Source organism: Pseudomonas sp. SJZ079 (assembly GCF_007993865.1).
In the GTDB taxonomy this organism is placed as follows: domain Bacteria; phylum Pseudomonadota; class Gammaproteobacteria; order Pseudomonadales; family Pseudomonadaceae; genus Aquipseudomonas.
The window spans coordinates 1-26751 of sequence record NZ_VIUH01000010.1 but is presented as its reverse complement, the minus strand read 5'-3'; the positions used below and the strand labels follow the sequence as shown (position 1 = coordinate 26751).

The following is a 26751-nucleotide window of genomic DNA, read 5'->3' as shown; positions in this document are numbered from 1 at the left end:
ATCGGATTAACTCGGGAATTTTACCCAATAACGGGGTCTATTAGCAGCCATCCGCACCCGAACTCAGGCCTGCGGCAACCACAGAAGAAACTGCGTACCCTGCCCCAACTGGCTATTCACTTGCAGCTTCGCCCCCAGGATGTCTACTGCCAGCTGATGGGTGATGTGCAATCCGAGCCCCGTCCCCCCCAAACCTCGCCGCGTAGTGAAAAAAGGATCGAAGATTCGTGCCAGTACATCCTCGTTCATGCCACAACCATTATCCTTCACCTCGACCCGACACAGGCGCCGCAGCGAATCGAAGTCGGCACGGACGGTGATGACGCCATGCATACCGACCTGAAAAGCGTGTAATAAGGCATTCTCAATCAAATTCTGCAGGATCTGCCCGACTGGTCCCGGGTAGCTGTCCAGGATCATGCACTCAGGCAGCTCCAGGCAGACGCGATGGGGCACCTGCTTCAGCCTCGGGGCAAAGATCAGCATCACCTCATGCACCAGCTTAACCAGGTCAAACTGACGACGTTCGGTACTCGCCCGGTCGCTGGCCAACTGTTTGAACGCCCGGGTCAGCTGCGCCATACGCGCTAGATTACCCAGAACGATCTCCAGGCCCTCCGCATTACGCTGCATGTAGCGCTCCAGAATCGAACGCTGCAACCCGCCCTGAAGCGCTTGGCGTAACTGCTCATCACTCTTCTGCAAGGTCGAAGCCGCCATGCTCGCCGCACCGATTGGAGTATTCAACTCATGCGCGACACCAGCCACCAGAAGCCCCAAGGATGAGAGTTTCTCCGCCTGAATCAGCGCGCTCTGGGTTCGCCGCAACTGCTCCAGCGTATTCTGTAATTCGTCGTTGCTGAACGCTAACTCCTCACCACGTCGCTCCAACCCGCGCCGCGCACGATCACGCGCACTCTCGGCTTGCGACAGACGCAACACTACGGCGAGACCCGCTGCCAGCATAAGCCCCGCGCATAGCAGAACTCGCCACAACACCTCCCGTTCGGTATCACTCACACTTTCCTGCGGCAATAAGGAGACCAGCATCCAACTGTCAGCAACGCCCTTGGCGCCCTCTTCATTATCGGCACTCAGCGCCGGATCGAAATGTGCGAACGACCAGATACCCGCGTCATCACTGAAATGCCCAGAAGACTCCTCACCCATTCGCTCCCAGCTCAGCGGGTAGCGGCTGGCCAATGTCGCATCGGGCTTACCCAGCATGAACCCCCAAGCCCCCGCGGAGTGGGACGTCAGCATCCAGAACCCCTCATGATCCACCAGACTCAGGCTGTCGCCGTAAGCGTCGGCCACTTGCTGCAGGCGATCTAGCAAGATTTTTCCCAAGTAATTGAGCACCACCACACCACGACGCTTTCCCGCGCTGTCAAAAACCGGCATCGCCGCACGCAGCATGGGTTTGAGTGGTTGTTCAACTCCCCCTCGCTCTTGGTTGAGGTCGAACCGTGACAGGTAGAAGGCCCCAGCAGGCAACTGCATGCTTTCCGTGAAGTAGTAGCGGTCAGCCTTGTTCTGCAGTTCGGCAACTGGTACCTGGTAAACCTTCTGATCCCGCAGGTCCACCCGCACCCGCTCCTGCCCAAGCTCGTCCAGCCAGCGGATCTGATCGTAGTCACGGGTACTGGCCGAGAACTCGGTGAACAATTCAACCAACTGCTGGCGCTGCGCCTCACCACTACGCTCGAGCATCTGCGCCAGTAACGGCTGCTGAGTTAGAAACAACAAGTTGCCGCGCACGCTCGATAAGCGACGATTGAGGGCGCCAAGCCCCTCGGTAATACTGGCTTGCTGATCCCGTAACAGTGGCGCCAACCTACCGTCCAGCAAGCGCTCATAGAGCAAAACACTGAGCAGCAGGATCAGCAATGCCCAAGGCAAGAACATTATCGCCAGGTTGCGCAGCAGCACAGCGGATCTATGCATACGCGATACGGTCATCACGCCCGGTTTTCTGACCAGTTACCTAGCCAGTCGATCAAGGCAGTAATCGGCATGGGTCTGGCAAATAGAAAACCTTGCGCCTCATGGCAGCCCTGATCGAGTATCCAACCCGCCTGCTCCGGGGTTTCCACGCCCTCTGCAATGACCTGCATACCGACTCGTGAGGCGATCTTGATGATCGCGTCGGCGATCAATTGCTGACTCGGCACCTCACCGATCTCCATGATGAAACTGCGATCAATCTTCAAGCGATCGGCTGGCAGGCAACGCAGATAGCTAAGGGACGAGAACCCAGTGCCAAAATCGTCGATGGCGATGGTGACGCCCATCGCGCGTAGGGCACCCAGCTGCTCGCACACAGTCTCGAACGAGCGCATGGCTACCGACTCGGTGATCTCAATCTCCATCTGCGTCGACGCCACGCCTGCTGCAGCCAACAGGCAACTGAAGCGCTTGACGAAATCCGACTGCAACAGCTGCAGGGCGGAGACATTGACCGCAACGCGCAGCTGCGGGTAGCCGGCTGCGGCCAGCTGGCTGGCCGCAGCCATCGACAGGCGCAATAGCAGATCACCCAGCGGCAAGATATAGCCAGTCGTCTCGGCCAGGGGGATGAACTGAGCCGGTGGCACCATTGCTCCATCCTTACGCCGCCAGCGGGCCAAGGCTTCGACACCAATGACCTGCCGACTGCGCAGGTTAATCTGTGGCTGCAGCTCGATGCTGATGTGCCCGACATCGGCGGCATCACGTAACGCGAGCAAGGTACGGTAGGAATCGGCATGGGCGTTCTGTAACTGCGGAGCATAGAAGGCATGCTGGTTATGCCCGCTCTGCTTGGCCTCTTTAAGAGTCAGACGGGCAGCACTTAACGCCTGATTGGCATTACCCGTAAAGTCAGCCAAACGCAGCGTCGCACTGCTCAGACTGTGCACCTGCCCCAGCTCATGGGGTCGGTTGTTGTGGCGGAACAGTGCCACGATGTCCTCGGCACGCACTTGCGCTTCCGGGCCGATAACCGCGAACAGATCATCTTTTACCCGTGCTACAAGCACATTAGCCTCAAACACTTCGCGCAACCGTTTGGCCACCAGGCCGAGGATGAAGTCACCATATCCGGTGCCGAACGCCGTGTTGGCGCCGGAGAAGTCATCTATATCGATCAGCACCAGCACTTGCTGCGCCTTGCTTTCGCTTCTCAAGTGCAAGTCGAGCATGCGGCTCAAGGCATTGCGATTGGGGATTTTCAGCAGATCGTCCTGATAGGCCATCTCCTCCAGGCGACTGAACAGCGAAACGTTGTACAACCCTCGACTAATGCTGGCGCTGAACACCTTGAGCAGTTCCAGCTCGGTGTCGTCCAAGCGCCGCTCGGTCGCGACATAGCACGCGTAATCGGCCCCGGCTTGAAAACGTGGAAAAAACAACACCGTACAACTGTCCAGCATCAACGTTCGCTGCTCCTGCAAGCAGCGTTGCAGAGCGGTCGAGACGTCAAAATCATCCAAACCGTCGAGGCTGCCGTCGATGGCATGAAAAAAGCGGCCACTGGCACTGACAATCCGCGCCGTAGGACTCACGCCGGCATCGCCGTCCTCGGCCCGCACACAGACGATCCCCTCGGCTTGCAGGTCCAGCAACGAGGCAATCTCCGAGAGAATTTTTGCCGACAGTTCGTGGGTATCCTTTGAACTGAACAGTGCATTGCTCGACTCCACGATCATCTGCAAGCCCCGTCGCGCTCGCGCCACGGCCTTTAGCTGGGCATAGCCACGCACACCCACCGTCAGCACCGTGAGCAAACGCTCGGCGGTTAACTCGCTCTTGGTCCAATAATCGTTGATGTCATAGTCGCCCATGACCTCCTGCACCGGCGCCATACCTGGCTCGCCAGTCAACAACACCACTCGAGTCTCGGCATTGCCGATGACCTCACGCAGGGCCTTGACCAGGCGCAGACCGGCATCATCGGTTTCCATCACGACGTCGAGCAGAATCAGCGCGAAGTCATGCTGCTTGGCCAGCAGCATCGAGGCCTCACGGTAACTGAAGGCTTGGTACAATTCGATGCGCCCGCCGAGCACATCCAAGCCATTCAGGGCAAATGCAGTGGCACGCTGAAAGTCGGTATCGTCATCGACTGCCAGCACCCGCCAGACAGGCCGATCAACGGTGGATGATGAGTCATCGTCGAGGAAAATCAGTTGATCGTCCATGAAGTGCGTCCGCCTGTTTCATCGCTGGATGACTGGAGCACAACCAATCCGAGAGGGTTGCAGGCGAAGTATAGGCAGGAAAAATGCGCTGCACGCGATTCAGCAAAAATGCATTCGGACTGTATCGGAGAAACGCAAGACCGCACAGTTAAGGCCTGGATCGTCTCTACCTAATGGCGGTCGCGATGCGCATATCCAGTTGAAAAGACTGCCTGGCCAAGCGCATTGGCGACCCGAACCAGGCTGCCATCAACGGCCCAACGAGCCCGAACGCTCAGGGCTTGTTCGGCGCCTTCAAGCGGGCGATCAGGCTGGAAGTATCCCAGCGGCCTCCTCCCAGGGTCTGCACCTCGGCATAGAACTGGTCGACCAGCGCCGTGACCGGCAGTTGTGCGCCATTGTGCCGCGCCTCTTCGAGCAGAATGGACAAATCCTTGCGCATCCAGTCGACCGCGAAACCGAAGTCGAACTCGCCGGCCAACATGCTCTTGTGGCGATTTTCCAGCTGCCAGGACTGTGCCGCACCCTTGCTGATCACCTCCATCGCCGCCTCGCCGTCGAGCCCGGCGCACTGGGCAAAGTGCAGTGCCTCGGACAGGCCCTGGACCAAACCGCCGATACAAATTTGATTGACCATCTTGGTCAGCTGACCGCTGCCTACCGGCCCCATCAACTTGATCATCCGCGCGTAGGCCTGGATCACCGACTCCGCCCGCGCATAGTCCGCCGGCTCGCCGCCGACCATCACCGTAAGGACGCCATTCTGCGCGCCGGCCTGGCCACCGGACACCGGTGCATCGAGAAAGCCCAGCTGGCGCTCGGCCGCATGGCCCGCCAGCTCCCGCGCGACATTCGCCGAGGCGGTGGTGTGATCGACCAACAGCGCCCCCGATGCCATCCCGGCCAAAGCGCCATCGGCGCCCAGCACCACGCTGCGCAAGTCATCGTCGTTGCCGACGCAGACCATCACCAACTCGGCGCCATCGGCGGCCTCGCGCGGGGTCGCCGCACTGCTCCCGGAAAACTCCGCGACCCATTGCCTGGCCTTGGCCGCCGTGCGGTTGAAGACACACACCTCATGCCCAGCCTGGGCCAAGTGCCCCGCCATCGGGTAACCCATCACGCCCAGCCCGATATAGGCAACCTTCGCCATAGCACACCTCCGTAATCATGGCCGCACAGCCTAACATGGGGTTTGCCGGGCCTGATAAGCCCTTGCATACTGCCCCAGCGCAATGGAGAGCCTATGGGACACTGGTTAGTAATCGACCTGGAGGCCACCACCGAAGAGGGTGGCTGGCCATTGGAGGAGATGGAGATCATCGAGATCGGCGCCAGCCTGGTTCGCGCTGACGGTCACGAAGTGGATCATTTTCAGCGTTTCGTACGCCCGCTACGCCGCCCCTACCTCACCAGTTTCTGCCGCGAACTCACGCATATAAGCCAATCCGATGTCGACAAGGCGGTGCCGCTGACCAGCACCTGGCCACAATTCGAGCGCTGGCTGCTGACCCACAAGCCGCGCCTGGCCGGCTGGGCAAGCTGGGGCGAGTACGATCGACGCCAGTTCGAACAAGACTGGCAGCGATACCAACTGGTCAGTTGCCTGAGTCGGGTGCCGCACCTCAACCTGAAACGTCGCTTCGCCGAGGTGCGCCAATTAGCGCGTCCGGTCGGCCTTAATACGGCCCTGCAACTGGCCGGCTTACCGTTCAGCGGCCAGCAACATCGTGCGCTGGTCGATGCGCGCAATACCGCTCGGCTGCTGCCGCTGGTGCTCACCAGTTAACTCGTTGCAAAGCGGATGACGCACCGAAAAGGCTTGGGCATACTGGCGACCTTTTTCCGCCCCTTGCGAGGAATTACAGATGTTCAAGGTCAATGAATACTTCGACGGCAACGTCAAATCCATCGCCTTCGGTATGCCTGAAGGCCCTGCCTCGATCGGCGTAATGGCCGCCGGCGAGTACGAGTTCGGCACCAACCAACTGGAAGTCATGCATGTCATCAGCGGCGCCTTGACGGTTAAGCTGCCGGGCAGCGACGACTGGCAAACCTTTGCCGCCGGCAGTCAGTTCACCGTGCCGGCCGATAGCAAATTCCAGTTGCAGGTCGCTATTGAGACGGCCTACCTCTGCGAATATCGCTAAGCTCTGCGGCACCACGAAAAACCGGCCCGGGTGGCCGGTTTTTTATTGCTCATTAGATTCTGGCCGGATGCCCCATGCCCCGCTCCTCTCGCGCCTCGTTGGTACTGCTGCCCATCGCCCTACTGCTGGTGGCCATGGCCTCGATTCAGAGCGGTGCATCCCTGGCCAAGGGTCTGTTCCCCCTGGTCGGCGCCGAAGGTACCACGGCGCTTCGCCTCAGTCTGGCCGCGCTGATCCTCTGCCTGTTTATGCGCCCCTGGCGAGCGCGCGTCACCCTGCGCTCGTGCCGCTCGTTGCTGACCTACGGGCTCTCTCTCGGCTGCATGAACCTGCTGTTCTACAAATCGCTGAACAGCATTCCGCTGGGCGTCGCCGTGGCGCTCGAATTCACCGGTCCACTGGCGCTGGCGCTGCTGTCATCGCGACGCCTGCTCGACTTCGTCTGGGTGGCCTTGGCGATATTCGGCCTCTGGTTACTCCTGCCCAGTCCTGACAGCGAGTCGTCCCTGGACCCACTGGGCATGGCCCTGGCTTTGGCGGCGGGGCTGTGCTGGGCGCTGTACATCATTTTCGGCAAGCAAGCCGGCGCCGAGCATGGCTCGCACACCGTGGTCCTCGGCACGCTGATCGCCGCCGTGCTGGTCATGCCGGTAGGGCTGTGGCACGCCGGCAGCAGCCTGTTCTCTGTGCAGCTGCTGCCGTTGGCCCTTGCCGTGGCAGTGCTGTCATCCGCCCTGCCCTACAGCCTGGAGATGGTCGCCCTGACGCGGCTACCCGTGCGCACCTTCAGCACGCTGATGAGCATGGAGCCGGCCATAGCCGCCTTTTCCGCACTGCTGATTCTCAACGAGCAGCTGACCGTGACCCAGTGGCTGGCCGTCGGCGCCATCATCCTCGCCTCGGCGGGGGCAGCGGCCACCATCAAGCCACACGCAAAGCCCATCGAAAACGTGGCCTTGTAAGATCCTCGGCCGACACGCTGACAGCAAGCCGTGAAGGGTTAAGCCGACTCGACACTGTCCTCATTGAACTGCAAGGCCGCCAGCCGTGCATACAACGGATTAGTCGCCACCAGCTCGGCGTGCCGGCCGACGGCTACCAGCTTGCCATGCTCGATCACCGCGATGCGGTCGGCACTCTTCACCGTGGCCAGGCGATGGGCAATCACCAGCGTGGTACGCCCCTGCATCAGGCGCGGCAAGGCCTGCTGAATCAGGTGTTCGCTTTCCGCATCCAGGGCGCTGGTGGCCTCATCGAGCAAGAGGATCGGCGCATCCACCAGCAGCGCGCGGGCAATCGCCAAACGCTGGCGCTGGCCGCCGGACAGCCCCAAACCGGCGTCACCCAGGTGAGTCTGGTAACCCTGCGGCAACCGCATGATGAACTCATGCGCATGCGCGGCCAGCGCCGCCGCCTCGACCTCGGCGTGACTGGCGCCGAGCCTGCCGTAGCGAATATTGTCCTCGACCGTACCGAAGAACAGCGCCGGGTTCTGCGACACCAGGGCGAAGCAGCGGCGCAACTCAAGGGGGTCGAGCCGCTCGATTGCCTGGCCGTCGATCAGGATGCGGCCCTGCTGCGGATCGAAGAAGCGCAGCAGCAAATCGAACAGGGTGGACTTACCCGCACCGGACGGGCCGACCAGGGCCAGGGTTTCACCGGGCTCGACACTCAGGCTGATGCCATCGACGGCATAGCTCGCGGGTCGCGATGGATAGGCGAATCGCACCCCTTGCAGCTCGATCCGCCCCTGTGGCGGTTGCGCCAACACCAGCGGATCGCTCGTCGGCGGAGTGATTTCATTGCGTGCCTGCAGCAACTCGGCGATCCGCTCGGCGGCGCCGGCGGCGCGCTGTAACTCACCGATCACCTCACTAAGGGTGCCGAAGGAGGCGCCGACGATCAGGCTGTAGAACACGAAGGCCGCCAACTCGCCACCGGAGATAGTGCCGGCGATCACGTCCATGCCGCCGACCCAGAGCATCACCCCCACCGCACCGAGCACCAGCACGATCACCACGGTGATCAACCAGGCGCGCTGGGCGATACGCTTGCGTGCGGTGTCGAACGCGGCCTCGGCGGACTGGCCAAACCGGCGCTTGTCCTCGGCCTGATGGTTATAGGCCTGCACCGTCTTGATCTGCCCGAGCACCTCGCCGACATAGCTGCCGACATCGGCCACCCGGTCCTGACTCAAGCGCGACAACTGCCGTACCCGGCGGCCGAAGATCAGGATCGGCGCAACCACCAGCGGCAACGCCAACAGCACGATGCCACTGAGTTTCGGGTTGGTGACGATCAGCAGCACGATGCCGCCGACCAGCATGATCACGTTGCGCAGCGCCATCGACAACGACGAGCCGATCACCGACTGCAACAAGGTGGTATCGGCGGTCAGGCGCGACTGGATCTCCGAACTGCGATTGCTTTCGTAGAAGCCCGGATGCAGACCGATCAGGTGATTGAACACCCGTTTACGGATATCCGCGACGAACCGCTCGCCGATCCACGACACCAGATAGAAGCGGGTGAACGTGCCCAGCGCCAGGGCCAGCACCAACACGAAGAACAACAGGATCGAGTGGTTCAACGCCTGCTGCGACTGGGTCGCCAGACCCTGGTCCACCAGCAGTTTGATGCCTTGGCCCATCGACAGGGTAATAGCGGCAGTGAACATCAGCGCCAGCAAGGCGCCAATCACCCGCCAGCGGTAGGGCGCGACGAAGCGCGCCGCCATGCGTAAGGCATTACGCTGGCGGGAGGACAGAATCGATAGCATGCGGCACTCGCAGATGGGCCGTCAGACCCAGGTTATTCGGGGCTCGTCCTGCCAAGCGTGGCTGAATCAGCCAGCCAGGCCACCAGGCATAATGCCAATGCGGCCAAGTTGGTCGAAACCGGAGTGAAGGCCTGTACCAACAGATGGGGGCTAAACAGCGCCACATCAACCAGCAACAGCAGCAAAAACAGCGCGGCCAACAGCAACGGCCAGCGCCTGCGGACGATCAGCAGCAACACCGCCAATGCAATTTCGCCGACACCGGCCAGCGTGGCCAGCCACTCGACCTCGACGATGCCGTGGGCCTGAATCATCGCGACCTCATCGGCGCTCAGCCAGAGCAGCTTCGGCACCAGACCGTGCCAGAAAAGCACCAGCGCCAGGGCGACACGAGCCAACCAGCCGATTTGCCGCAGCCGGTTGTGCTCAGGCGTCGTCATGCAGGAAGCGTCGTGCGTGGTCGGGCGCCGGCAGCACGCAGCTGGCATAACGGCCGAACAAGCGGTAGCGATTCAGGGCGATGCGGTCATATCCCCAGTCGCGCAGCGGCCTGGGGCAGACGCGCAGCGCCGCGAACACGCGCCACGGCCACGGCAGCAGGGCGAGGATGCGCAGCACCGCGCCGGAGCGCACGAACAGCTCGGCGCCCTCGACATAGGCCATGGTGTCGAACTGCTCGGTGGGCAAACCCAGCCAGCGCAGCACTGCCTGACCCTCGGGCGACTGCACCGAGGCCAACTTGAACAACTGCTGGCGATCGTGACGAATGAGGAACTTCGCCCAACCGTTGCACAGTTTGCACACCCCATCGAACAGCACCAGCCGCTCGCCGGGACGGAGAAATGCGGGGCGATCGCCATCGGTCATACTACACAGCCCTCCAACCATCTCGATCTTCGCTGCCCATGCTCCTGCACCGACTGCTGCCAGGTAGCAGTCCTAGCGGCTCAGCGGATAGAGCAGCTCTTCCTTGTAACCGGCCCACACCCGCACCACGTCGGGGAAGGCATCATCCAGCTCCACGTCACCGCTGTCGACCAGCAGGGGGCGTCCGTGCAGGGTACCGAGCTTGCGCTTGGTCGCCACCACCCTGAGGTGATCGAGGCCCACGGCGCGCAGCACCCGTGGGCTGATCTGCTGATTGCCACGGCCGAGAATATGGCCCTGACCGCCAATGGCGGTGACCAGCAGCCGCGCGGGGTAATCGGCCACCAGTTCGTAGAGCTGCGCCTCGTTGACGTCATGGGCGATCACCTGAGCATTTTCGATCACATCGACCCCGAGCAGGGTGGTCTGTAGTCCCAGGTTCTGCGCCAGGCCATGCAGCGTCGAACCGGGGCCGAAGATATAACGCACATCCGCTTCCCAACTGTCTTCCAGCCAGGCCGCGAGATCGCTCAGCACCAGTTCTTCGGACTCGACCCCGGCCTGTTTCACCTGCTGCACATAACCGCCCTCTTCCGGCACGCACAGCTCGCCATACCAGCGTGCGGCAACCTTGCCCTCGCGCAACGCGGCTTCATCCAGGTCGCGCACCTCGCCACTGGCCAGGCGCACCAGGCCGCCTTCGACCAGGCGCCGGGTCAACTCGCCGGCGGCGCGCGGGCTGATCGCATAGACCCCCGAGTGGATTTTCACCCCGGCCGGAATGCCCAGTACCGGCTGGTCTTCACGCACCGCAGCGCAGACATCGCGGGCGGTACCGTCGCCGCCGGCGAACAGAATCAGCGCCACCCCGGCCTCCTGCAGAGCCTCGACCGCGCCGCGGGTGTCGGCGGCACTGGTCGGGCCATCGCCCAGCTCACCCAGCAGGCGGTAGGCAAAACCCATCTCGCTCAGCAGGTCCGCGCCCATCGGTCCGGGAAAGGTCAGAAACTCCAGGCGCTGCTGCACCGGCCGCAGGCATTCCAAGGCGGTGCGTGTACGCAACGCCGCGCGCGGTTCACTGCCCAGCGCCAGCGCCTGCTCGGCAACTCCATCACTGCCCTTGAGCCCCGCAGGACCGCCCAAACCAGCCAGCGGGTTGATGATCAACCCCAGGTGAAACCTCGACATAACCACCTCATGGGACCCTAGAGGACCTTTTCAACTCGTTGTTTTTTTTTGGCACAGTGATAGCGCCGTCACCGCCCGACCGGATGGATGGCGTCAGGTTGCCACCAATGATTGTCACAGTGCAGTCATCCGGCTCTTCTAGAGTGCAGCCACCCCCTGATGAGGAGACAGCTAATGCACCCGAACCAACAGACTCACGAACAGCATGATACCCGCCTGCAACAAGTGGCTGCCGGCGCGATCATCGACGCTCAGGGCCGCGAGATCCCAATCACCGAGCAGATGATCCAACGTGCCTGCCGTGAGCTGGACGAGCAGATTAAAGCAGCAAACCCGCCGAGCTGACACCTCGCCCGTTGCATCCGCACGCGCCGGGCGTCGTGCGTCTTGCAACGGGCGCTACCCATTGCGGCCTGCCTGCAAGCTTGTCGAATGGATGGATTGCGTGATCCGCTCCGGCACCGTACGGGCCAGCCCGGCGTAAGTTCGCCGCGAGCCAAGCCGAAACCGGGACCGGCCGCGACTGGAGCGCGAACTGGCGACCTTAGACCAGCGTCGCCCCAAGTGCCCGAACCATGTGCGCCAACGCCGGCGCCTCGCCACTCAGGCGCACGCTGAGGCCGTCGATTTCCCGGCGCGCGGGGTAATGTTTGCGCAACAGGTCGAACCGAGTCCGGCGCTCGGCAAGGGTACCGGCCAGGCTGCGGCGAAAATCCGCATCGTCGCGGCGCGGGTCGTACACCGCGCGGCACACCATGGCCAAGGCCCAAGCGGGATCGGCGCTGGCATCCAGGCTCAATTCGCTCAGCCAAGGTGTCGGCATCAGCTCATCCAGGCCGAGGGTCGGCGTCACGCTCAAGCGCTGGCAAGCCGCCTGATAGACCTGTGCCGTGCCGCGCAGCTTGCCGTCCAGGCTGTAGCCGGCGATATGCGGGGTGGCGAGGCGGCACAGCTTGGCCAGCTCGATATCCACCTGCGGCTCACCTTCCCAGACGTCCAGCACCACCTGCAGATCGGCGCGCTGCGCGAGTAAGTCGCGCAGCGCCCTGTTATCCACCACCGCGCCACGGCTGGCATTGATCAGCCAGGTGCCGGGCTTGAGTTGCGCCAGCCGGGCGGCATCGAACAAATGATGGGTCGCGTGTTCACCCTCGCGTTCGAGGGGCGTGTGCAGGCTGAGCACATCACACTCGGCCAGCACCTGCTCCAGACTGACGAAGTCGCCCCCCTCCTCGGCCTGACGCGGCGGATCACAAACCAGCACGCGCCAGCCCAGCCCACGCAGCACCTCGACCAAGCGTCCACCGACCTGGCCGGCGCCGACCACGCCATAAGTGCGCGCAGGCAGTTCAACGCCCTGCTGTTCCGCCAACACCAGCAAGCTGCCGAGTACGTAGTCGACCACCCCGCGGGCATTGCAGCCGGGCGCGTTGGCCCAGCCGATGTCGGCCTGCTGCAAGTAATCGAGATCGAGATGGTCGGTGCCAATGGTGCAGGTGCCGACGAAACGTACCGTGCTGCCTTCCAGCAGCGCCCGATCGACTCGGGTTACCGAGCGCACCAGCAGCACCTGCGCATCGGCCACTGCCGCGCGGTCGATGGCGCGGCCGGGCATGCGCTGAATTTCGCCGAAACCGCTGAAAAACTCATCGAGCAAGGGGATGTTTTCGTCCGCGACTATTCGCATGGCAAGGCTCCGCAAGTCAGACGGCTATTCTAAGCCAGCTGGCGAGCGCAGTCGCCCTTGCACACACTACCGCCTAGGCAGTAACAACAGACTTTCCTGACCAAGGCGTCAAGGCGTAGACTGCGCGGTTTTCCCCGAGCATGACTGGACGTCCTCAATGCCTGCCGAATCCCGCCTGCGGCGTGTGCGCACCGAGCTGCGTAGCCTGCTGATCCTCGCCACGCCAATCATCATCGCCCAGCTGGCGCATACCGCCATGGGCTTTGTCGACACGGTGATGGCCGGCCAGGTCAGCCCGCGCGACCTGGCGGCAGTGGCGCTGGGCAACTCGATCTGGGTGCCGGTATTTCTGTTGATGACCGGCATCCTCCTGGCCACCACGCCGAAAGTCGCACAGCGCTTCGGCGCCGGTGAGCAAGCGGCCATCGGCCCCCTGGTACACCAGGCGCTGTGGCTGGCGCTGGCGGTCGGTTGTTGCGCGGCGGTCATGCTGTGGAACGCCGAATTCATCCTGCGACTAATGGATGTCGAACCGAGCCTGGTCACCCCCTCCATGGGTTACCTGCGCGCCGTGGCCTGCGGCTTTCCGGCGGTGGCGCTGTATCACGTACTGCGCTGTTACAGCGACGGCCTCGGCCATACCCGGGCGAGCATGGTGCTGGGCCTGCTGGGCTTGCTGCTGAACATTCCGGCCAACTACATCTTCATCTACGGCAAGTTCGGCCTGCCAGCCATGGGCGGTGTCGGCTGTGGCTGGGCCACTGCGCTGGTGATGGGCTTCATGATGCTGGGTATGCTCTGGTGGGTGAAGTGGGCGCCCTATTACCGGCCAAGCCAGTTATTCAGCCGCTTCGAGCGTCCACAGTGGCCAGTGATCAAGCGCCTGCTGAATATCGGCCTGCCGATGGGCATCGCGGTGTTCGCCGAGTCGAGCATCTTCGCGGTGATCGCCCTGCTGATCGGTGGTCTCGGCGCCACCGTGGTGGCCGGCCACCAGATCGCCCTGAACTTCAGCTCGATGGTGTTCATGATCCCCTACTCCCTGGGCATGGCGGCCACCGTGCGGGTCGGCCAGGCCTTGGGCCGCGGCGACCCACGCGGCGCGCGCTTCGCCGCGGCGGTGAGCATGGCCACCGCCCTGGGGTACGCCTGCCTGTCCGCCAGCCTGATCCTGCTGCTGCGCGAACAGATCGCGCAGATTTACAGCCCCGATCCGGCGGTGATCGCCATGGCCGCCTCGCTGATCGTGTATTCGGCGCTGTTCCAGCTTTCCGACGCCGTCCAGGTTACCGCCGCCGGCGCGTTGCGCGGCTATCAGGATGCGCGGGTGACCATGCTCTTGACCCTGTTCGCCTACTGGGGCATAGGTTTGCCGGTCGGCTATAGCCTCGGTCTGTCCGACTGGCTCGACGAACCCAGCGGCCCGCGCGGGCTCTGGCAAGGCCTGGTGGTGGGTCTGACCTGCGCGGCGATCATGCTGGCGATGCGCCTGGCCAGCAGCGCTCGGCGGCGTATTCGGGCGGCTAAACTGACGTCATGAGCGTCAAGCCTCTCGCCCTGCTTTTTATTCTGCTCCTGGCCGCGTGCCGCCCGGCCGACGATGGCTTGGCCTTGCAAGCCGATTACCTGCAGCGCCTGAGCAACGCCGCCGAAAGCAGCGACGCCGCTGACTTCGACCGCACGCAACTGCTGCGCTACCGCCTGCCGCCAAGGCGCGAGCGGGTTGGAGAAATTCCCGAGATACGCATTGGCCTGCTCGATCTGCTGATCGATGTACGCCGCTGCCCTGACCTGCAACAACAGATCAGCCTGCGTAACAGCAGCCTCGGCAAACAGCTGGTGCCGAGTAGCCGCCTGGCCTATGAGGGTGACCTGCTACGCGCTATCGACGCCTGTCTGGCCCATCTGCAGGCCGCTGAGGAGCACGCGCTGCTGGCCACACTCAGCAATCTGGCGACGGCCAAGCGTGCCCAGCTGCTGCCGGTGTTCTGGAACGCCCTGAACGCCAGCCCGGAGGTCGAGCGTTATCTGCGCTTTGCCGAGCAGGCATTACCCACTGCCCCCGCCGAGGACCAGGCGGCACTGGATGCCTTGGCGCAACTGAGCGCATTGGGGCATTCGCTACCCGATGCCTTGCCGCCACCGGCGGCGCAACTCGACCCGCTGTTCTTCGCCCTGCACGCCAGCCCCCAAGGCGGCCAGTTGATCACCAGCCTGGCGAGCCTCAGCCATACCCTGAACCAGGCCAGTCGGGTATTGGCAAGCAGGCAGCAACGCCGGCCGGTCTGCCCACTGGGTCAGCCGACAGCGCGCGGGCGCATTCTGCAGAACATCTTCGTCAAGTATTACGCGGGCGGTTTGCAGCCTTATCTGGCCCAGGTGCATCAACGTGGCCAGGTCTGGAGCGACAGCCTGCGCCAACTCAGCACGGTCGCGCAGATTCCACCGCTGACACAGGCGTACCTGCTCAGGCTGGTCGGGCCGGAGCAGTCGTTATGGGCCGAATTTGTCGCGGCGAACGCCGCTCATGTGCGGGCCTGGCAGCAGACCTTGAAAAGCTGCGGTCTGGCGCCGGGTCAATCCGGCTGGAACGGCCAGGCCGCCAACGCCGACCAATAGGCCTCGGAGAGGAACTCGCGGCCGGCCAGCAGATGCGCCAGATAGTCGCGCGCCGGCAGCAGGCCGTCCTGGCGAAACAGCGGATTGGCGATATACACCCAGGCCGGCTGCACACCTTGCGCAGTGAGGATCGGCAAACGTTCGCGGCTGTAGTAGATCGGCGTGCCCTCGAATGGATCGAGCTTGGCGATCTCATCCGGCTCGGCCAGGCGATAGAGCACGCCCTCCACCAGCCCGTCGCGCTGATGGCGAATATTGGCGTAGGCACAACCCGGACGATCGACCGCGCGCTTGTTGAAGCACAAGGCATAACCCGGCAAGCGTCCCGACAGCGCCTCAGCGACCTTCAGCCCGCGCGCCTGCATGCGGGCCGGGTTCATGTTCGAGCCGTAAGCGAAATACCAACCTGTCCAGGCGGTGTGAGAACGTAGCGAGCGAAGGTTGGGCAAGGCAGAAGCAGGCTCAGAAGCGCAGTTTACGTGGGGTAAATGAGCATCTGAGTCTGCTTCTAACGCCGCACAACCGAGCGCAGTAGTTCCCACATTGCCTGGCATTAGTCGGCCTTCTTGCGAATCCAGTACAGGTAAGTGCCGGCCTCTTCGGCTTGTTCCAGCAGCTCATGGCCGAGGAACACGCAGAATTTGGGGATATCGCGGCGGGTCGAGGGGTCGGTGGCGATCACCTTGAGCAGGCCACCGGCCGGCAGGTCGCGCACCTTGTTGTGCAGCATCATCACCGGCTCCGGGCAGTTCAGCCCGCTGGCATCGAGAACGGCATCGTGGGTGACTTCGTGAGTTGTGTTGGGTTGCTGAGACATCGGCAGGCTCCAGGAACAGGCGCCTATTCTCGCGCAAAGCCCCCCTCAGGTCACCTATGCCGGTCGGATAGTCGCCTGCGCATGAGGTTGCTACTCTGGGACTGCGCCTTGCAGCGCCCTCCTACACTCGCCACAGGTCATCGCATGCCCGACCGCTCGCCACCCCCGCCGCGCTGGTGTCTGTTGCGTCTGGACGACAACGGCAACGAATTCGTCGTGCGCGACAACCTGACCCGCGCCGCAGCCGAAGCCCTGCTGCGCGAGTTCGAGGCGCGTGGGCACAAGCAGAGTTACTGGCTCAGACCGCAACCGACCACCAGCCAGGACGCGAGGTGAGCCGCCGATAAACCGGCGCGGTTACTTGCCCAGGCGGCGCAGATGACAGGTGACTTCTTCGCGGTCGTGATACAGCTGCTTGCAGGCGATCGACACCTTGATCTTGCGCTCGGCAAACCCCTCTTCCAGGCGCTGCAGCAGCCGGCGCACCTCGGCGTAGCGCTGTTTCATCGGCAGCTTGAGGTTGACCACCGCCTCGCGGCACAGGCCTTCGCCGATCCAGGTTTCCAGTAACGCGGCGCTGCGCGCGGGTTTTTCGACTATGTCGCAGACCATCCAGTCCACCGGCTGCCTGGGCTTCCAGGTGAAGCCATCGACCATCAGGTGCTGAACCAACCCGGTCTCCATCAGGCTTTCGGCCATGGGACCGTTGTCGATGGCGGTCACCAGCATGCCGCGCCTGACCAGTTGGTAGGTCCAGCCACCCGGCGCGGCGCCGAGGTCGACGCCGGTCATCTCGTCCGACAGCCGCTCGTCCCACTGCTCACGCGGAATAAAGGTGTGCCAGGCCTCTTCGAGCTTGAGGGTCGAACGGCTCGGCGCTTCACGGGGAAACTTCAGACGCGGGATGCCCATTGGCCACTGCGCCGAGTTATTCGTCTCGGCCATGCCGACGAACACCGCGCGACCACTCTTGAAGGTCAGCAACAGGCGCGGTTTGTGCGAGTCTTCGACCAACTTGCCGGCTTTGCTCAGGGCGTTGCGCAGCGGTGCCTCGAACTTCTTGCAGAAGTTCGACAGCTCCTTGCCGTCGTTGGTATCCAGCACTTCCAGCCACAGGCTGCCGAAGGTTGGGGCGTCGGCCAGGTGGGCCAGCAGCACGCTGATGCGATCCAGTTCCGGCAGGTCGATAAACACGCCGCGTGCCCACTGCCGCGGAAAAATAAGCTGACTGAAACGCGCGCCGCGCATCAGGCGTTCGGCCCCCTCCGGCTCGGTGCAGATGAATTCGGCGCAGGCGGTGCTCGGTTTGGCCTTGGCGTAACCGGCCACCTCCAGGCGGGCGGCGTGCTCGGCGATTTCCGCACACACCTCATTCTCGAAACCGGGGCGGCAGTGCAGTAACAATGTATTCATAGGGGGGTATTCATCGGGGCTCTCCACAAGGCGCGCATCATAACGGAGTCGGGAACCCCAAGTGCCTGCACTCTGTCCAGTTACAGGGCAACCCCGGCCAAACAGAGCTAACTTTAAGACTCTGTTGCACGACACCTGGCTTACACCGTGCGAGCCATAAGGAGATACGCAATGCCGTCCCAAGATAGCCTGAACAGCCGTCGCAGCCTCGAAGTCGACGGCCAGACCTACCAGTATTTCAGCTTGCCGGAAGCGGCGAAGACGCTCGGCAACCTCGACACCCTGCCGATGTCGCTCAAGGTGCTGCTGGAGAATCTGCTGCGCTGGGAGGATGGCCAGACCGTCACCGGCGCCGACCTGCAGGCCATGGCTGACTGGTTGAACACGCGCAGCTCGGAACGGGAGATTCAATACCGTCCGGCGCGGGTGTTGATGCAGGACTTCACCGGCGTTCCGGCGATCGTCGACCTGGCCGCCATGCGTGACGCCATGGCCAAGGCCGGCGGCGACCCGCAGAAGATCAACCCACTGTCCCCCGTGGACCTGGTCATCGACCACTCGGTGATGGTCGACAAGTTCGCCACGGCCGCGGCATTCGGGCAAAACGTCAAGATCGAAATGCAGCGCAACGGCGAGCGCTACGCCTTTCTGCGCTGGGGCCAGCATGCCTTCGACAATTTCAGCGTGGTACCGCCGGGCACCGGCATCTGCCACCAGGTCAACCTGGAATACCTCGGCCGCACGGTCTGGACCAAGGAAGAAGACGGCGAGACCTTCGCCTTTCCCGACACCCTGGTCGGCACCGACTCGCACACCACCATGATCAATGGCCTGGGTATTCTCGGCTGGGGCGTCGGCGGTATCGAGGCGGAAGCGGCAATGCTCGGCCAGCCGGTGTCGATGCTGATTCCCGAGGTGATCGGCTTCAAACTCATCGGCAAGCTCAAGGAGGGCATCACCGCCACCGACTTGGTGCTGACCGTCACCCAGATGCTGCGCAGCAAAGGGGTGGTCGGCAAGTTCGTCGAGTTCTACGGCGACGGCCTGGCCGACCTGCCCCTGGCCGACCGCGCGACCATTGCCAACATGGCCCCGGAATACGGCGCTACCTGTGGCTTCTTCCCGGTGGATGAGATCACCCTGGGCTACCTGCGCCTGTCCGGGCGCCCGGAACAAAGCGTCAAGCTGGTCGAGGCCTATTGCAAGGCCCAGGGTCTGTGGCGCCAACAGGGCCAGGAGCCGCTGTTCAGCGACAGCCTGGAGCTGGACTTGGGTAGCGTCGAAGCCTGCCTGGCCGGCCCCAAGCGACCGCAGGACCGAGTAGTCCTATCCAAGGTGAGTAAGGCCTTCGATGAGTTCATGGGCCTGCAGATGAAAGCCAGCCCCAAAGATGAAAACCGCCTGCTCAACGAAGGCGGCGGTGGTGCCGCAGTGGGCAGCGCTGAACTGCACAGTGAGGTCGACTATGAGCACGACGGCCAGACCCATCGCCTCAGGGATGGCGCCGTGGTGATCGCGGCTATCACCTCCTGCACCAACACCTCCAACCCCAGCGTGATGATGGCCGCCGGGCTGCTGGCGAAGAAGGCTGTGGAAAAAGGCCTGAAACGCAAGCCCTGGGTGAAGAGTTCGCTGGCACCGGGCTCCAAGGTGGTGACCGATTACTTCAAGGCCGCGGGGCTGACCCGGTATCTGGACGAACTGGGTTTCGACCTGGTCGGTTACGGCTGCACCACCTGCATCGGCAACTCCGGGCCGCTACTCGAGCCGATCGAGCGCGCCATCCAGCAGAATGACCTGACGGTGGCCTCGGTACTGTCCGGCAACCGCAACTTCGAAGGCCGGGTGCATCCGCTGGTGAAAACCAACTGGCTGGCCTCGCCACCCCTGGTGGTGGCCTACGCCCTGGCCGGCAGCGTGCGCATGCATATCGGCGAAGAGCCCCTGGGCCACGGCAAGGACGGCAAACCGGTGTACCTCAAGGACATCTGGCCGAGTCAGCAGGAAATCGCCGAGGCGATCCAGAAGGTCGACACGGCCATGTTCCACAAGGAATACGCCGAAGTCTTCGCCGGCGATGCGCAATGGCAGGCGATCCAGGTGCCGCAGGCCGATACCTATGCCTGGCAGGCCGACTCGACCTATATCAAGCATCCACCGTTCTTCGAGGACATCGCCGACGCGCCGCCACATATCGGCGACATCCATCAGGCGCGGATTCTCGCCCTGCTCGGCGACTCGGTGACCACCGACCACATCTCCCCGGCCGGCAATATCAAAGCCGACAGCCCCGCCGGGCGCTATCTGAGTGAACAAGGCGTGGCGCCGGCGGACTTCAACTCCTACGGCTCCCGCCGCGGCAACCATGAAGTGATGATGCGCGGCACCTTCGCCAATATCCGTATCCGCAATGAAATGCTCGGCGGCGAGGAAGGCGGCAACACCCTGCACGTGCCGAGTGGCGAGAAACTGTCGATCTATGACGCGGCCATGCGTTACCAGGAACAAGGCACGCCCTTGGTGGTGGTCGCTGGCAAGGAATACGGCACCGGCTCCTCCCGCGACTGGGCCGCCAAGGGCACCAACCTGCTCGGGGTCAAGGCGGTGATCGCCGAGAGCTTCGAGCGTATCCATCGCTCCAACCTGGTCGGCATGGGCGTGCTGCCGTTGCAGTTCAAGGCCGGAGTTAATCGCAAAAGCCTGCAGCTGACCGGCAAGGAAAAACTCGGCATCTGCGGCCTCGATGGCGTGGAGCTGCACCCGCACATGACGCTCATGGTGGAAGTCAGCCGTGAGGATGGCACGCGGGAGAGTTTCGAGGTGCTGTGCCGCATCGATACCCTCAACGAGATCGAGTATTTCAAGGCCGGCGGCATCCTGCATTACGTGCTGCGTCAGCTGCTGCGCAACTGAGCCTGAATGGGCGCCGCTGTCCGTCGGCGCCCATTGCTTAGCAACCCTATCGTCCCCTACGAAACAATATCCACGTGCCGACCCGCGCTCCGCCTGAGCGCTTATGGCGCGGCGTGCACGTTGCGCCCGTAGACATCCTCAAATCGCTCGATATCGTCCTCCCCCAGGTAACTGCCGGATTGCACCTCGATGATCTCCAGGGGGATCTTCCCGGGATTCGCCAACCGATGGACCGAGGCAATCGGAATGTAGGTGGACTGGTTTTCCGTGAGCAGAAAGGTCTTGTCGTCGCAGGTCACCAGCGCCGTGCCGGAGACTACGATCCAGTGCTCCGCGCGGTGGTGATGCCTCTGCAAGGACAGCTGTGCACCGGGTTTCACCGTGAGGTGCTTGACCTGGTGACGGCTGCCCGCAGCGACCGAGTCGTACTCGCCCCAGGGGCGGTATACCTGGCAATGCTTGCGGGTTTCCTGGCGACCGGCGGCGTCCAGGCTGGCCACCAGCTGCTTCACATCCTGTGCGCAATCCTTGCGGGCGATCATCACCGCGTCCTTGGTTTCCACCACGACCACATCATCCATGCCGAGCAGGGTCACCAGTTTAGAATTGCCGTGGACGTAGCAGTTGTGGCTGTTCTCCACCAGCACATCGCCCTTGAGCACGTTGCCGTTCGCATCCCTGGCGCCGACATCCCAGAGCGACGACCAACTGCCGACATCGCTCCAGCCGGCGGAGAGCGGGACCACACAGGCCCGCGATGTTTTCTCCATCACCGCATAGTCGATGGAGTTGTCTGGGCAGCACTCGAAGGTTTTCGCATCGATGTGCGTCACTTGGTGCTCGACCTGGCTGTGCGCCAAGGCCAACGCACAGGTGTCGTAGATATCCGCTTCGTAGGTGCGCAGTTCCTCCAGATAACGGCTGGCGCGGAACAGGAACATGCCACTGTTCCAGTAATAATCGCCGGAGCGGACAAACTCACTGGCACGAGCGATATCCGGCTTCTCGATGAACTGCTCGACCCGATACGCGCCGTGGATCAGCGCAGCAGTGTCCTCGTGACGCGCGGCCTTGATATAGCCGAAACCGGTTTCCGGACGTTCGGCGGGGATGCCGAACAGCACCATTTCGCCCTCTTCCGCCGCCGCACGGCCCACCGCCAGCGCCTGGCGCAGAGCGGCTTCGTCGCTGATCAGATGATCGGCCGGCAGCACCAACAGCAACTCGTCGCGGCCTTCGGCCAACAGCTGCAGTGCAGCAAGGGCCACCGCAGGTGCGGTATTGCGGCCAAACGGCTCCATCAACATGCCCTGTGCGCTGACACCGATGGCATCGAGCTGTTCGTTGATGATGAAACGGTGCTCCTGGTTACAGACGATGATCGGTCGTTCAACACCCTCGCCTCCCAGGCGCTGCAAGGTCTGTTGGAACAGACTGTGCTCCCCGGCCAGGGCCAGAAATTGCTTGGGATAGAGTTTGCGGGACAGCGGCCAGAGCCGGGAGCCGCTGCCGCCAGACAAAATCACCGGAATCATGTGTGTCTCTCCTATGAGCACTTGATCGCTGCCAGATCGAAGCTTCAGCGCTGCAGAGCAGGCTCCGACTAGCGCTGAAGCGTCCTGTCAAATGGGGGTTGGGTAGTGTTCCATACTCCATCGCCGGTTGCTGACAATTAGCCGGATAGCAAGCCGTCCCCAGTCGCCCGAGCAGGACTGCAACAAGGGCTACCTGGCTGTTCGCCAGCGTGCCGAAACTGGTTACACTGCGCCGCAAACATACGGCTCAATTTTGCCGGATAGATGCCGATAGCAGTCGTAGGCCTTACGGAAGAACAGCATGAAAAATAACCAGCCCGTCACTCAACGCGAACGCACCTATCCCTCCGAGCAGCGACTGATCTCGACCACCGACAGCAAGGGTGTGATCAGCTATTGCAACGACGCCTTCATCAAGGTCAGCGGCTTCAGCCCGGACGAGCTGATCGGTTCGGCACACAATCTGGTGCGCCATCCGGATGTGCCCCCCGCCGTCTTCGCGCATATGTGGACCACCCTGAAGCAGGGCCGCCCCTGGATGGGCATCGTCAAGAATCGCTGCAAGAACGGCGACCACTATTGGGTCAATGCCTACGTCACCCCGGTTTTGGAAAACAGCAAGCTGGTGGGCTATGAATCGGTGCGGGTCAAGCCGACCGCCGAACAAGTGCGCCGCGCCGAGGCCCTGTACCGGCGACTCAATGCTGGCAAGTCGGCAGTCCCCAGCCGCGACCAGTGGTTACCCACCCTGCAAAATTGGCTGCCCTTTATCCTGATCAGCCAGATCGGCTTCCTGCTCGGCGCCTGGCTCGACTCCAGCTGGGGCTTCGCCATCGCCGCGATGCTCTCGGTGCCGCTCGGTCTGGTCGCGCTGAACTGGCAACAGCGAGGCCTCAAACGCCTGCTGCAACTGGCCGAGCAATCCACGTCCGATCCGCTGATCGCGCAGATGTATACCGACAGCCGCGGCGACCAAGGGCGTCTGGAAATGGCCATGCTCAGCCAGGACGCGCGCCTGAAGACCTGCCTGACCCGCCTGCAGGACAGTGCCCAGAACCTGACTCAGCAAGCCAAGCAAGCCGACACCCTGGCGCGCAACAGCTCGGCCGGCCTGGATCGCCAGCGCCAGGAAACCGAACAGGTCGCCACCGCGGTCAATGAAATGGCCGCTACCACGCTTGAGGTGGCCAGCAACGTGGCGCGCACCGCCATCGCCACGCAGGAAGCCAACCGCCTGACCAGCCAAGGCCGCGCCATTGCCGCGGAAACCCGCGAAGCGATCCAGCGCCTGTCGCTGTCGGTCGGCGAAACCGGTGAAACCGTCACCCGCCTGGCCAAGGACAGCAACGAGATCGGTGGCGTGGTCGATGTGATCAAGGGCATCGCCGACCAGACCAACCTGCTCGCCCTCAACGCCGCCATCGAAGCGGCGCGTGCCGGCGAAATGGGCCGCGGCTTCGCCGTGGTCGCCGACGAAGTGCGCTCGCTGGCGCAGCGCACCGCCGAATCCACCGGGCAGATCCACCAGCTGATCGCCAAGCTGCAGCGCACCGCCGAAGAAGCGGTAATGACCATGGAGATCGGCCGCAAGCAAGCCGACGACGGCGTCGAGCGCGTCCTGCAAGCTGACAACGCCCTGGCGGGGATCAGCGACTCGGTGGCCAACATCGCCGACATGGCCGATCAGATCGCCGCCGCCGCCGAGGAGCAAAGCGCCGTGGCCGACGAGATCAACCGCAACATCACCAACATCGCCCAGCTGGCCGACCAAACCGCTGGCGAAGCGCAAAGCACCGCCAAACTCAGCGGCGAACTGACTGCCACCGCGCAAGGCCAGTACGCCCTGGTGGAGCGCTTCAACCGCTAAACCCAGAGGGCGCACCGGCCTCGCTCGGTGCGCCCTCTTACGTCCTGCCATCCTCAGGCAGAACCTCTGCACCAGGCAGAACGACAGCGTCGCTCACAACCCAGCTTTGCCCGGCTACACTTCGCCCAAAAGCCGAGCTGTTTGCCTGCATCGGCCGTGGTGTATTACTGCCTTATACGACCACCGCCCCGCCCAAACACCCCGTCCAGACAGGGATAGACGAAAGGACAAGGAATGTTATCCACCAAACCCGCGAAAGCGTTATCACACCAAATGGTGCGTTTAAACACACCATTTGGTGTCTAATTATAGTTAGACGGCAAAGCAAAGCATTCGGAACATGGAAGTTATGCAGTCAAAAAACACAATACGAATTCAGTCTGCGACTTCGCGGCGGCGGTACGAATCCGGCCCGCACCATTTGCTCCAGGACACCCGGGTATTCACAAACGTAAAGGAACGTCCGGTTCGCGCATGCTCGGTCAGCACACGTTCCAACCGCAGCACGGTACGCGCCTGTTTCAAGCCTCCCACTGACACCGCTGAGCACGTGCATTATGCTGCCGGCTCAAGTCCGTGGCGCGGTCTAACAAGTGGTTCAAATCGTTCGCTGCGCTCACTGGGACCGGCTAAAGCCGGCCCCTTAACCATTCGTTAGAGCCAATCAAATGAATTGCCAGGCCTGCTCAAGTATTCCAACCAACCTCGCAGGTGCCATCTTTCTGAATTCCACACTTCAGGCCGCAGAGGAATTTGCAGAACAAATGTTTAGAGCAGGTAAATGGTTGCACCAGCCGGCAGGACCAGGAATTATTTCGGCATTCTTATGTACTGCGTGTGGAGCAAAAGTTACCCTTTTACTACCTGATCCTCCGATTCCCGGGGGCTTTGAACGTACATCTGCAAACCAGCAAAGAGCCAATGCAATCCGGACCAAGCGAGGTAGCTCTAACTAGTGGTTCAAATCGTTCGCTTCGCTCACTGGGACGGGCTAAAGCCCGCCCCTTAACCAAACGTTAGACGGCAAAGCAAAAGCGAGTGGAACAAGGAAGTTATGCAGTCAATAAACCTAGTAAGCAACCAGTCTGCGATTGTGCGGCGGCCATACGAATCCGGTCCGCTCCATCTGCGCCAGGACACCACAGTATTCACATGCGCAAAGGAACGTCCTGCTCGCGCCTACTCGGTCGCTGTAGGGTTGAATCGCAAGGCCGGCACGCGCCTGAATCAAACCCACACCAACATCGTTGAGCACTTGAGTTATGCTGCCGGCACAAGTCCGTGGCACGGTCTAACAAGTGGTTCAAATCGCTCGCTGCGCTCGCTGGGACGGGCTAAAGCCCGCCCCTTAACCAATCGTTAGGCCCACTCCGTAAGTGTTTTTTGTTGGTTTTGTAGCGTTTTCAATATCGCTATCGGGGTTGTAAGTTTTGCGTTAATCAGTTCCACCGCAAGGCGTTTGTACTACTCAATTCAATTCGTGCTTTAAAAGGATTTCAAGCTTGAATAATCGGCAGGCACAAATTAACAATTTATCGCGCTGCGCTCGTGTCACGTTCAGCGCTGGTTTGCAAATTGTCGGATGCTTGGCTTTCGTTTAGCATCGGTTTCAAAAATTGGCGGCTTTCTGCGTTCGCTTGAGGTACAAGGTTTTGCAAACACACAAAATCGCGCACGACCTGAAATGCCTAACAAGTGGTTCAAATCGTTCGCTTCGCTCTCTGGGACTTGCTAAAGCAAGCCCCTTAACCAAACGTTAGGCGGCAAAGAAAAAGCAGACCAAACATGGAAGTTATGCAATCAAATAACAAGTATTGCTCTCAGCAAATCGCTCATCGGCAGCGTTGCCAAAAATCCACTCAGAACGTTTTCGTTCTTACCCGATCGTTTGTGGTGCTTGGACAAATCCAACCCGCAGCATGTGCTTGGCTCTCGCCGTTTCACCGCGTGCACCCACATCCGGCTCGCGGCCGGCACGCGTATTCAAGCTCGCCCCTTTCAATCTGCACGCCCGCACACGTATGCTCCAACCCACAATCTGAAAGCCCACACGCGCATGTTCAAATCCACACATCCAGCGGCATTGAGCAATCACGTTTTGTTGCCGGCGCTACATCGTGGCGCGGCCTAACAAGCGGTTCAAATCGCTCGCTCCGCTCGCTGGGACGGGCTAAAGCCCGCCCCTTAACCCATCGTTATGTTACAGGACCAACCATGATTTTATCCGCCCTAAAGCCAAGCTTCGCAAAACTTGGAGCCACTGCATTAATAATTTTAACCACCATGATTTATGGCGCCCTAAACACCGCACTCACAAAAGAAACCTCGAAACAGATGAGGGAGGCGTTTCTTGGCGAGCCATTAGCCACAAAAATAAAACAAATCAGTGAAACCTTTCCCTGCGAACGCGACAAGAAAATTGCCGATATCGGCACTGAATTAGCAGAAAAAAATTCCGAAGAAATGTTGTCTGTTCGGAATAAATGGCTTGCAGCAAACTTTTTCGTACTCTTCCTCTGCGCTTACTTTTCCGCATGCATAATTCTGTCAAGAAAATCATCGCGCCATGCAACATAACAATGCGCTCAAGTCGTTCGCTTCGCTCACTGGGACAGGCTAAAGCCTGCCCCTTAGCTTAGTCGTTGAGGCTGTAGAAAAACCTGCTGTCAGCCAATCCGCAGGCTGATAATCTCAAGCTCATCCAATCGCAGGGAGGCGCCGGGCGATGCCACGGT

The 26751-nt window shown here is 61.8% G+C and carries 22 protein-coding genes; 10 read left to right on the top strand and 12 right to left on the bottom strand.

Features of this window, described 5'->3' with window-relative positions; translation table 11 throughout:
• Nucleotides 1–63: 63 nt before the first annotated feature.
• From FBY03_RS11180 to FBY03_RS11170, 3 genes are all read right to left on the bottom strand, one after another.
• Nucleotides 64–1962 carry an ATP-binding protein gene (locus FBY03_RS11180; protein WP_147172416.1) on the bottom strand — a complete coding sequence of 633 codons (1899 nt, stop codon included), beginning with the start codon at nt 1960–1962 and terminating at the stop codon, nt 64–66.
• Nucleotides 1962–4181 (bottom strand): EAL domain-containing protein, encoded by a 2220-nt coding sequence (locus tag FBY03_RS11175; RefSeq protein ID WP_147172415.1) that lies wholly within the window; start codon nt 4179–4181, stop codon nt 1962–1964. The genes FBY03_RS11180 and FBY03_RS11175 overlap by 1 nt, the downstream gene beginning before the upstream one ends.
• Before the next feature lie 274 nt (nt 4182–4455).
• Complete coding sequence (locus tag FBY03_RS11170; RefSeq protein ID WP_147172413.1) at nt 4456–5334, bottom strand: NAD(P)-dependent oxidoreductase; 879 nt, start codon at nt 5332–5334, stop codon at nt 4456–4458.
• A gap of 93 nt (nt 5335–5427) precedes the next feature.
• On the opposite strand from FBY03_RS11170, the gene FBY03_RS11165 reads away from it, so the two are divergent.
• The 3 genes from FBY03_RS11165 to rhtA all read left to right on the top strand — a co-directional run bounded on the left by FBY03_RS11165 (nt 5428) and on the right by rhtA (nt 7293).
• On the top strand, nt 5428–5970 hold the full coding sequence (locus FBY03_RS11165; RefSeq protein ID WP_147172411.1) for an exonuclease domain-containing protein: 543 nt from the start codon (nt 5428–5430) through the stop codon (nt 5968–5970).
• 79 nt (nt 5971–6049) lie between these two features.
• Nucleotides 6050–6331, top strand: coding sequence for a pyrimidine/purine nucleoside phosphorylase (locus FBY03_RS11160; protein WP_147172409.1), 282 nt, complete (start codon nt 6050–6052; stop codon nt 6329–6331).
• Between the two features lie 74 nt (nt 6332–6405).
• Nucleotides 6406–7293, top strand: coding sequence for a threonine/homoserine exporter RhtA (gene rhtA / locus FBY03_RS11155; protein ID WP_147172407.1), 888 nt, complete (start codon nt 6406–6408; stop codon nt 7291–7293).
• Nucleotides 7294–7331: 38 nt separating this feature from the next.
• On the opposite strand, the gene FBY03_RS11150 is transcribed toward rhtA, so the two are convergent.
• From FBY03_RS11150 to FBY03_RS11135, 4 genes are all read right to left on the bottom strand, one after another.
• A complete protein-coding gene (locus FBY03_RS11150) occupies nt 7332–9110 on the bottom strand; it encodes an ABC transporter transmembrane domain-containing protein (protein WP_147172406.1) in 1779 nt (592 codons plus the stop codon).
• Nucleotides 9111–9142: 32 nt separating this feature from the next.
• Nucleotides 9143–9550, bottom strand: coding sequence for a DoxX-like family protein (locus FBY03_RS11145; RefSeq protein WP_147172404.1), 408 nt, complete (start codon nt 9548–9550; stop codon nt 9143–9145).
• The gene (locus FBY03_RS11140) at nt 9537–9977 is read right to left on the bottom strand and encodes a thiol-disulfide oxidoreductase DCC family protein (protein WP_147172402.1); all 441 of its coding nucleotides are present in this window, start codon (nt 9975–9977) and stop codon (nt 9537–9539) included. The genes FBY03_RS11145 and FBY03_RS11140 overlap by 14 nt, the downstream gene beginning before the upstream one ends.
• A 72-nt stretch (nt 9978–10049) precedes the next feature.
• Entirely contained in the window at nt 10050–11165 is a 1116-nt protein-coding gene (locus FBY03_RS11135; protein WP_147172400.1) for an ATP-NAD kinase family protein, read from the bottom strand.
• A 174-nt stretch (nt 11166–11339) separates the two neighbouring features.
• Here FBY03_RS11135 and FBY03_RS23045 point away from each other — a divergent pair, with 174 nt between their 5' ends.
• Nucleotides 11340–11510 carry a PA1571 family protein gene (locus FBY03_RS23045; protein ID WP_178090634.1) on the top strand — a complete coding sequence of 57 codons (171 nt, stop codon included), beginning with the start codon at nt 11340–11342 and terminating at the stop codon, nt 11508–11510.
• 199 nt (nt 11511–11709) lie between these two features.
• Here FBY03_RS23045 and pdxB read toward each other — a convergent pair whose 3' ends face one another.
• Nucleotides 11710–12852 (bottom strand): 4-phosphoerythronate dehydrogenase PdxB, encoded by a 1143-nt coding sequence (pdxB, locus tag FBY03_RS11130; protein ID WP_147172398.1) that lies wholly within the window; start codon nt 12850–12852, stop codon nt 11710–11712.
• A gap of 157 nt (nt 12853–13009) precedes the next feature.
• On the opposite strand from pdxB, the gene FBY03_RS11125 reads away from it, so the two are divergent.
• Nucleotides 13010–14392 carry an MATE family efflux transporter gene (locus FBY03_RS11125; protein WP_147172396.1) on the top strand — a complete coding sequence of 461 codons (1383 nt, stop codon included), beginning with the start codon at nt 13010–13012 and terminating at the stop codon, nt 14390–14392.
• Nucleotides 14389–15471 carry a DUF3080 family protein gene (locus FBY03_RS11120; protein WP_147172394.1) on the top strand — a complete coding sequence of 361 codons (1083 nt, stop codon included), beginning with the start codon at nt 14389–14391 and terminating at the stop codon, nt 15469–15471. The genes FBY03_RS11125 and FBY03_RS11120 overlap by 4 nt, the downstream gene beginning before the upstream one ends.
• On the opposite strand, the gene FBY03_RS11115 is transcribed toward FBY03_RS11120, so the two are convergent.
• The gene (locus tag FBY03_RS11115; protein WP_147172392.1) at nt 15429–16025 is read right to left on the bottom strand and encodes a gamma-glutamylcyclotransferase family protein; all 597 of its coding nucleotides are present in this window, start codon (nt 16023–16025) and stop codon (nt 15429–15431) included. The genes FBY03_RS11120 and FBY03_RS11115 overlap by 43 nt on opposite strands.
• On the bottom strand, nt 16025–16288 hold the full coding sequence (gene tusA / locus FBY03_RS11110; RefSeq protein WP_147172391.1) for a sulfurtransferase TusA: 264 nt from the start codon (nt 16286–16288) through the stop codon (nt 16025–16027). Before tusA ends, FBY03_RS11115 begins: the two co-directional genes overlap by 1 nt.
• Before the next feature lie 144 nt (nt 16289–16432).
• Between tusA and FBY03_RS11105 the strand changes: the two genes are divergently transcribed.
• Nucleotides 16433–16624, top strand: coding sequence for a hypothetical protein (locus FBY03_RS11105; protein WP_147172389.1), 192 nt, complete (start codon nt 16433–16435; stop codon nt 16622–16624).
• Nucleotides 16625–16645: 21 nt separating this feature from the next.
• On the opposite strand, the gene rlmM is transcribed toward FBY03_RS11105, so the two are convergent.
• On the bottom strand, nt 16646–17701 hold the full coding sequence (gene rlmM, locus FBY03_RS11100; protein ID WP_147172387.1) for a 23S rRNA (cytidine(2498)-2'-O)-methyltransferase RlmM: 1056 nt from the start codon (nt 17699–17701) through the stop codon (nt 16646–16648).
• A gap of 171 nt (nt 17702–17872) precedes the next feature.
• Here rlmM and acnA point away from each other — a divergent pair, with 171 nt between their 5' ends.
• A complete protein-coding gene (acnA, locus tag FBY03_RS11095) occupies nt 17873–20614 on the top strand; it encodes an aconitate hydratase AcnA (RefSeq protein ID WP_147172385.1) in 2742 nt (913 codons plus the stop codon).
• A 101-nt stretch (nt 20615–20715) separates the two neighbouring features.
• On the opposite strand, the gene FBY03_RS11090 is transcribed toward acnA, so the two are convergent.
• On the bottom strand, nt 20716–22149 hold the full coding sequence (locus FBY03_RS11090; protein ID WP_147172383.1) for a mannose-1-phosphate guanylyltransferase/mannose-6-phosphate isomerase: 1434 nt from the start codon (nt 22147–22149) through the stop codon (nt 20716–20718).
• Between the two features lie 301 nt (nt 22150–22450).
• On the opposite strand from FBY03_RS11090, the gene FBY03_RS11085 reads away from it, so the two are divergent.
• Together FBY03_RS11085 and FBY03_RS11080 are read left to right on the top strand one after the other, a co-directional pair.
• Nucleotides 22451–24016 (top strand): PAS domain-containing methyl-accepting chemotaxis protein, encoded by a 1566-nt coding sequence (locus FBY03_RS11085; protein WP_147172381.1) that lies wholly within the window; start codon nt 22451–22453, stop codon nt 24014–24016.
• A 1785-nt stretch (nt 24017–25801) separates the two neighbouring features.
• Nucleotides 25802–26593: a hypothetical protein gene (locus FBY03_RS11080; RefSeq protein WP_147172379.1), complete on the top strand. Its 792-nt coding sequence runs from the start codon at nt 25802–25804 to the stop codon at nt 26591–26593.
• The last annotated feature ends 158 nt before the right edge of the window (nt 26594–26751 follow it).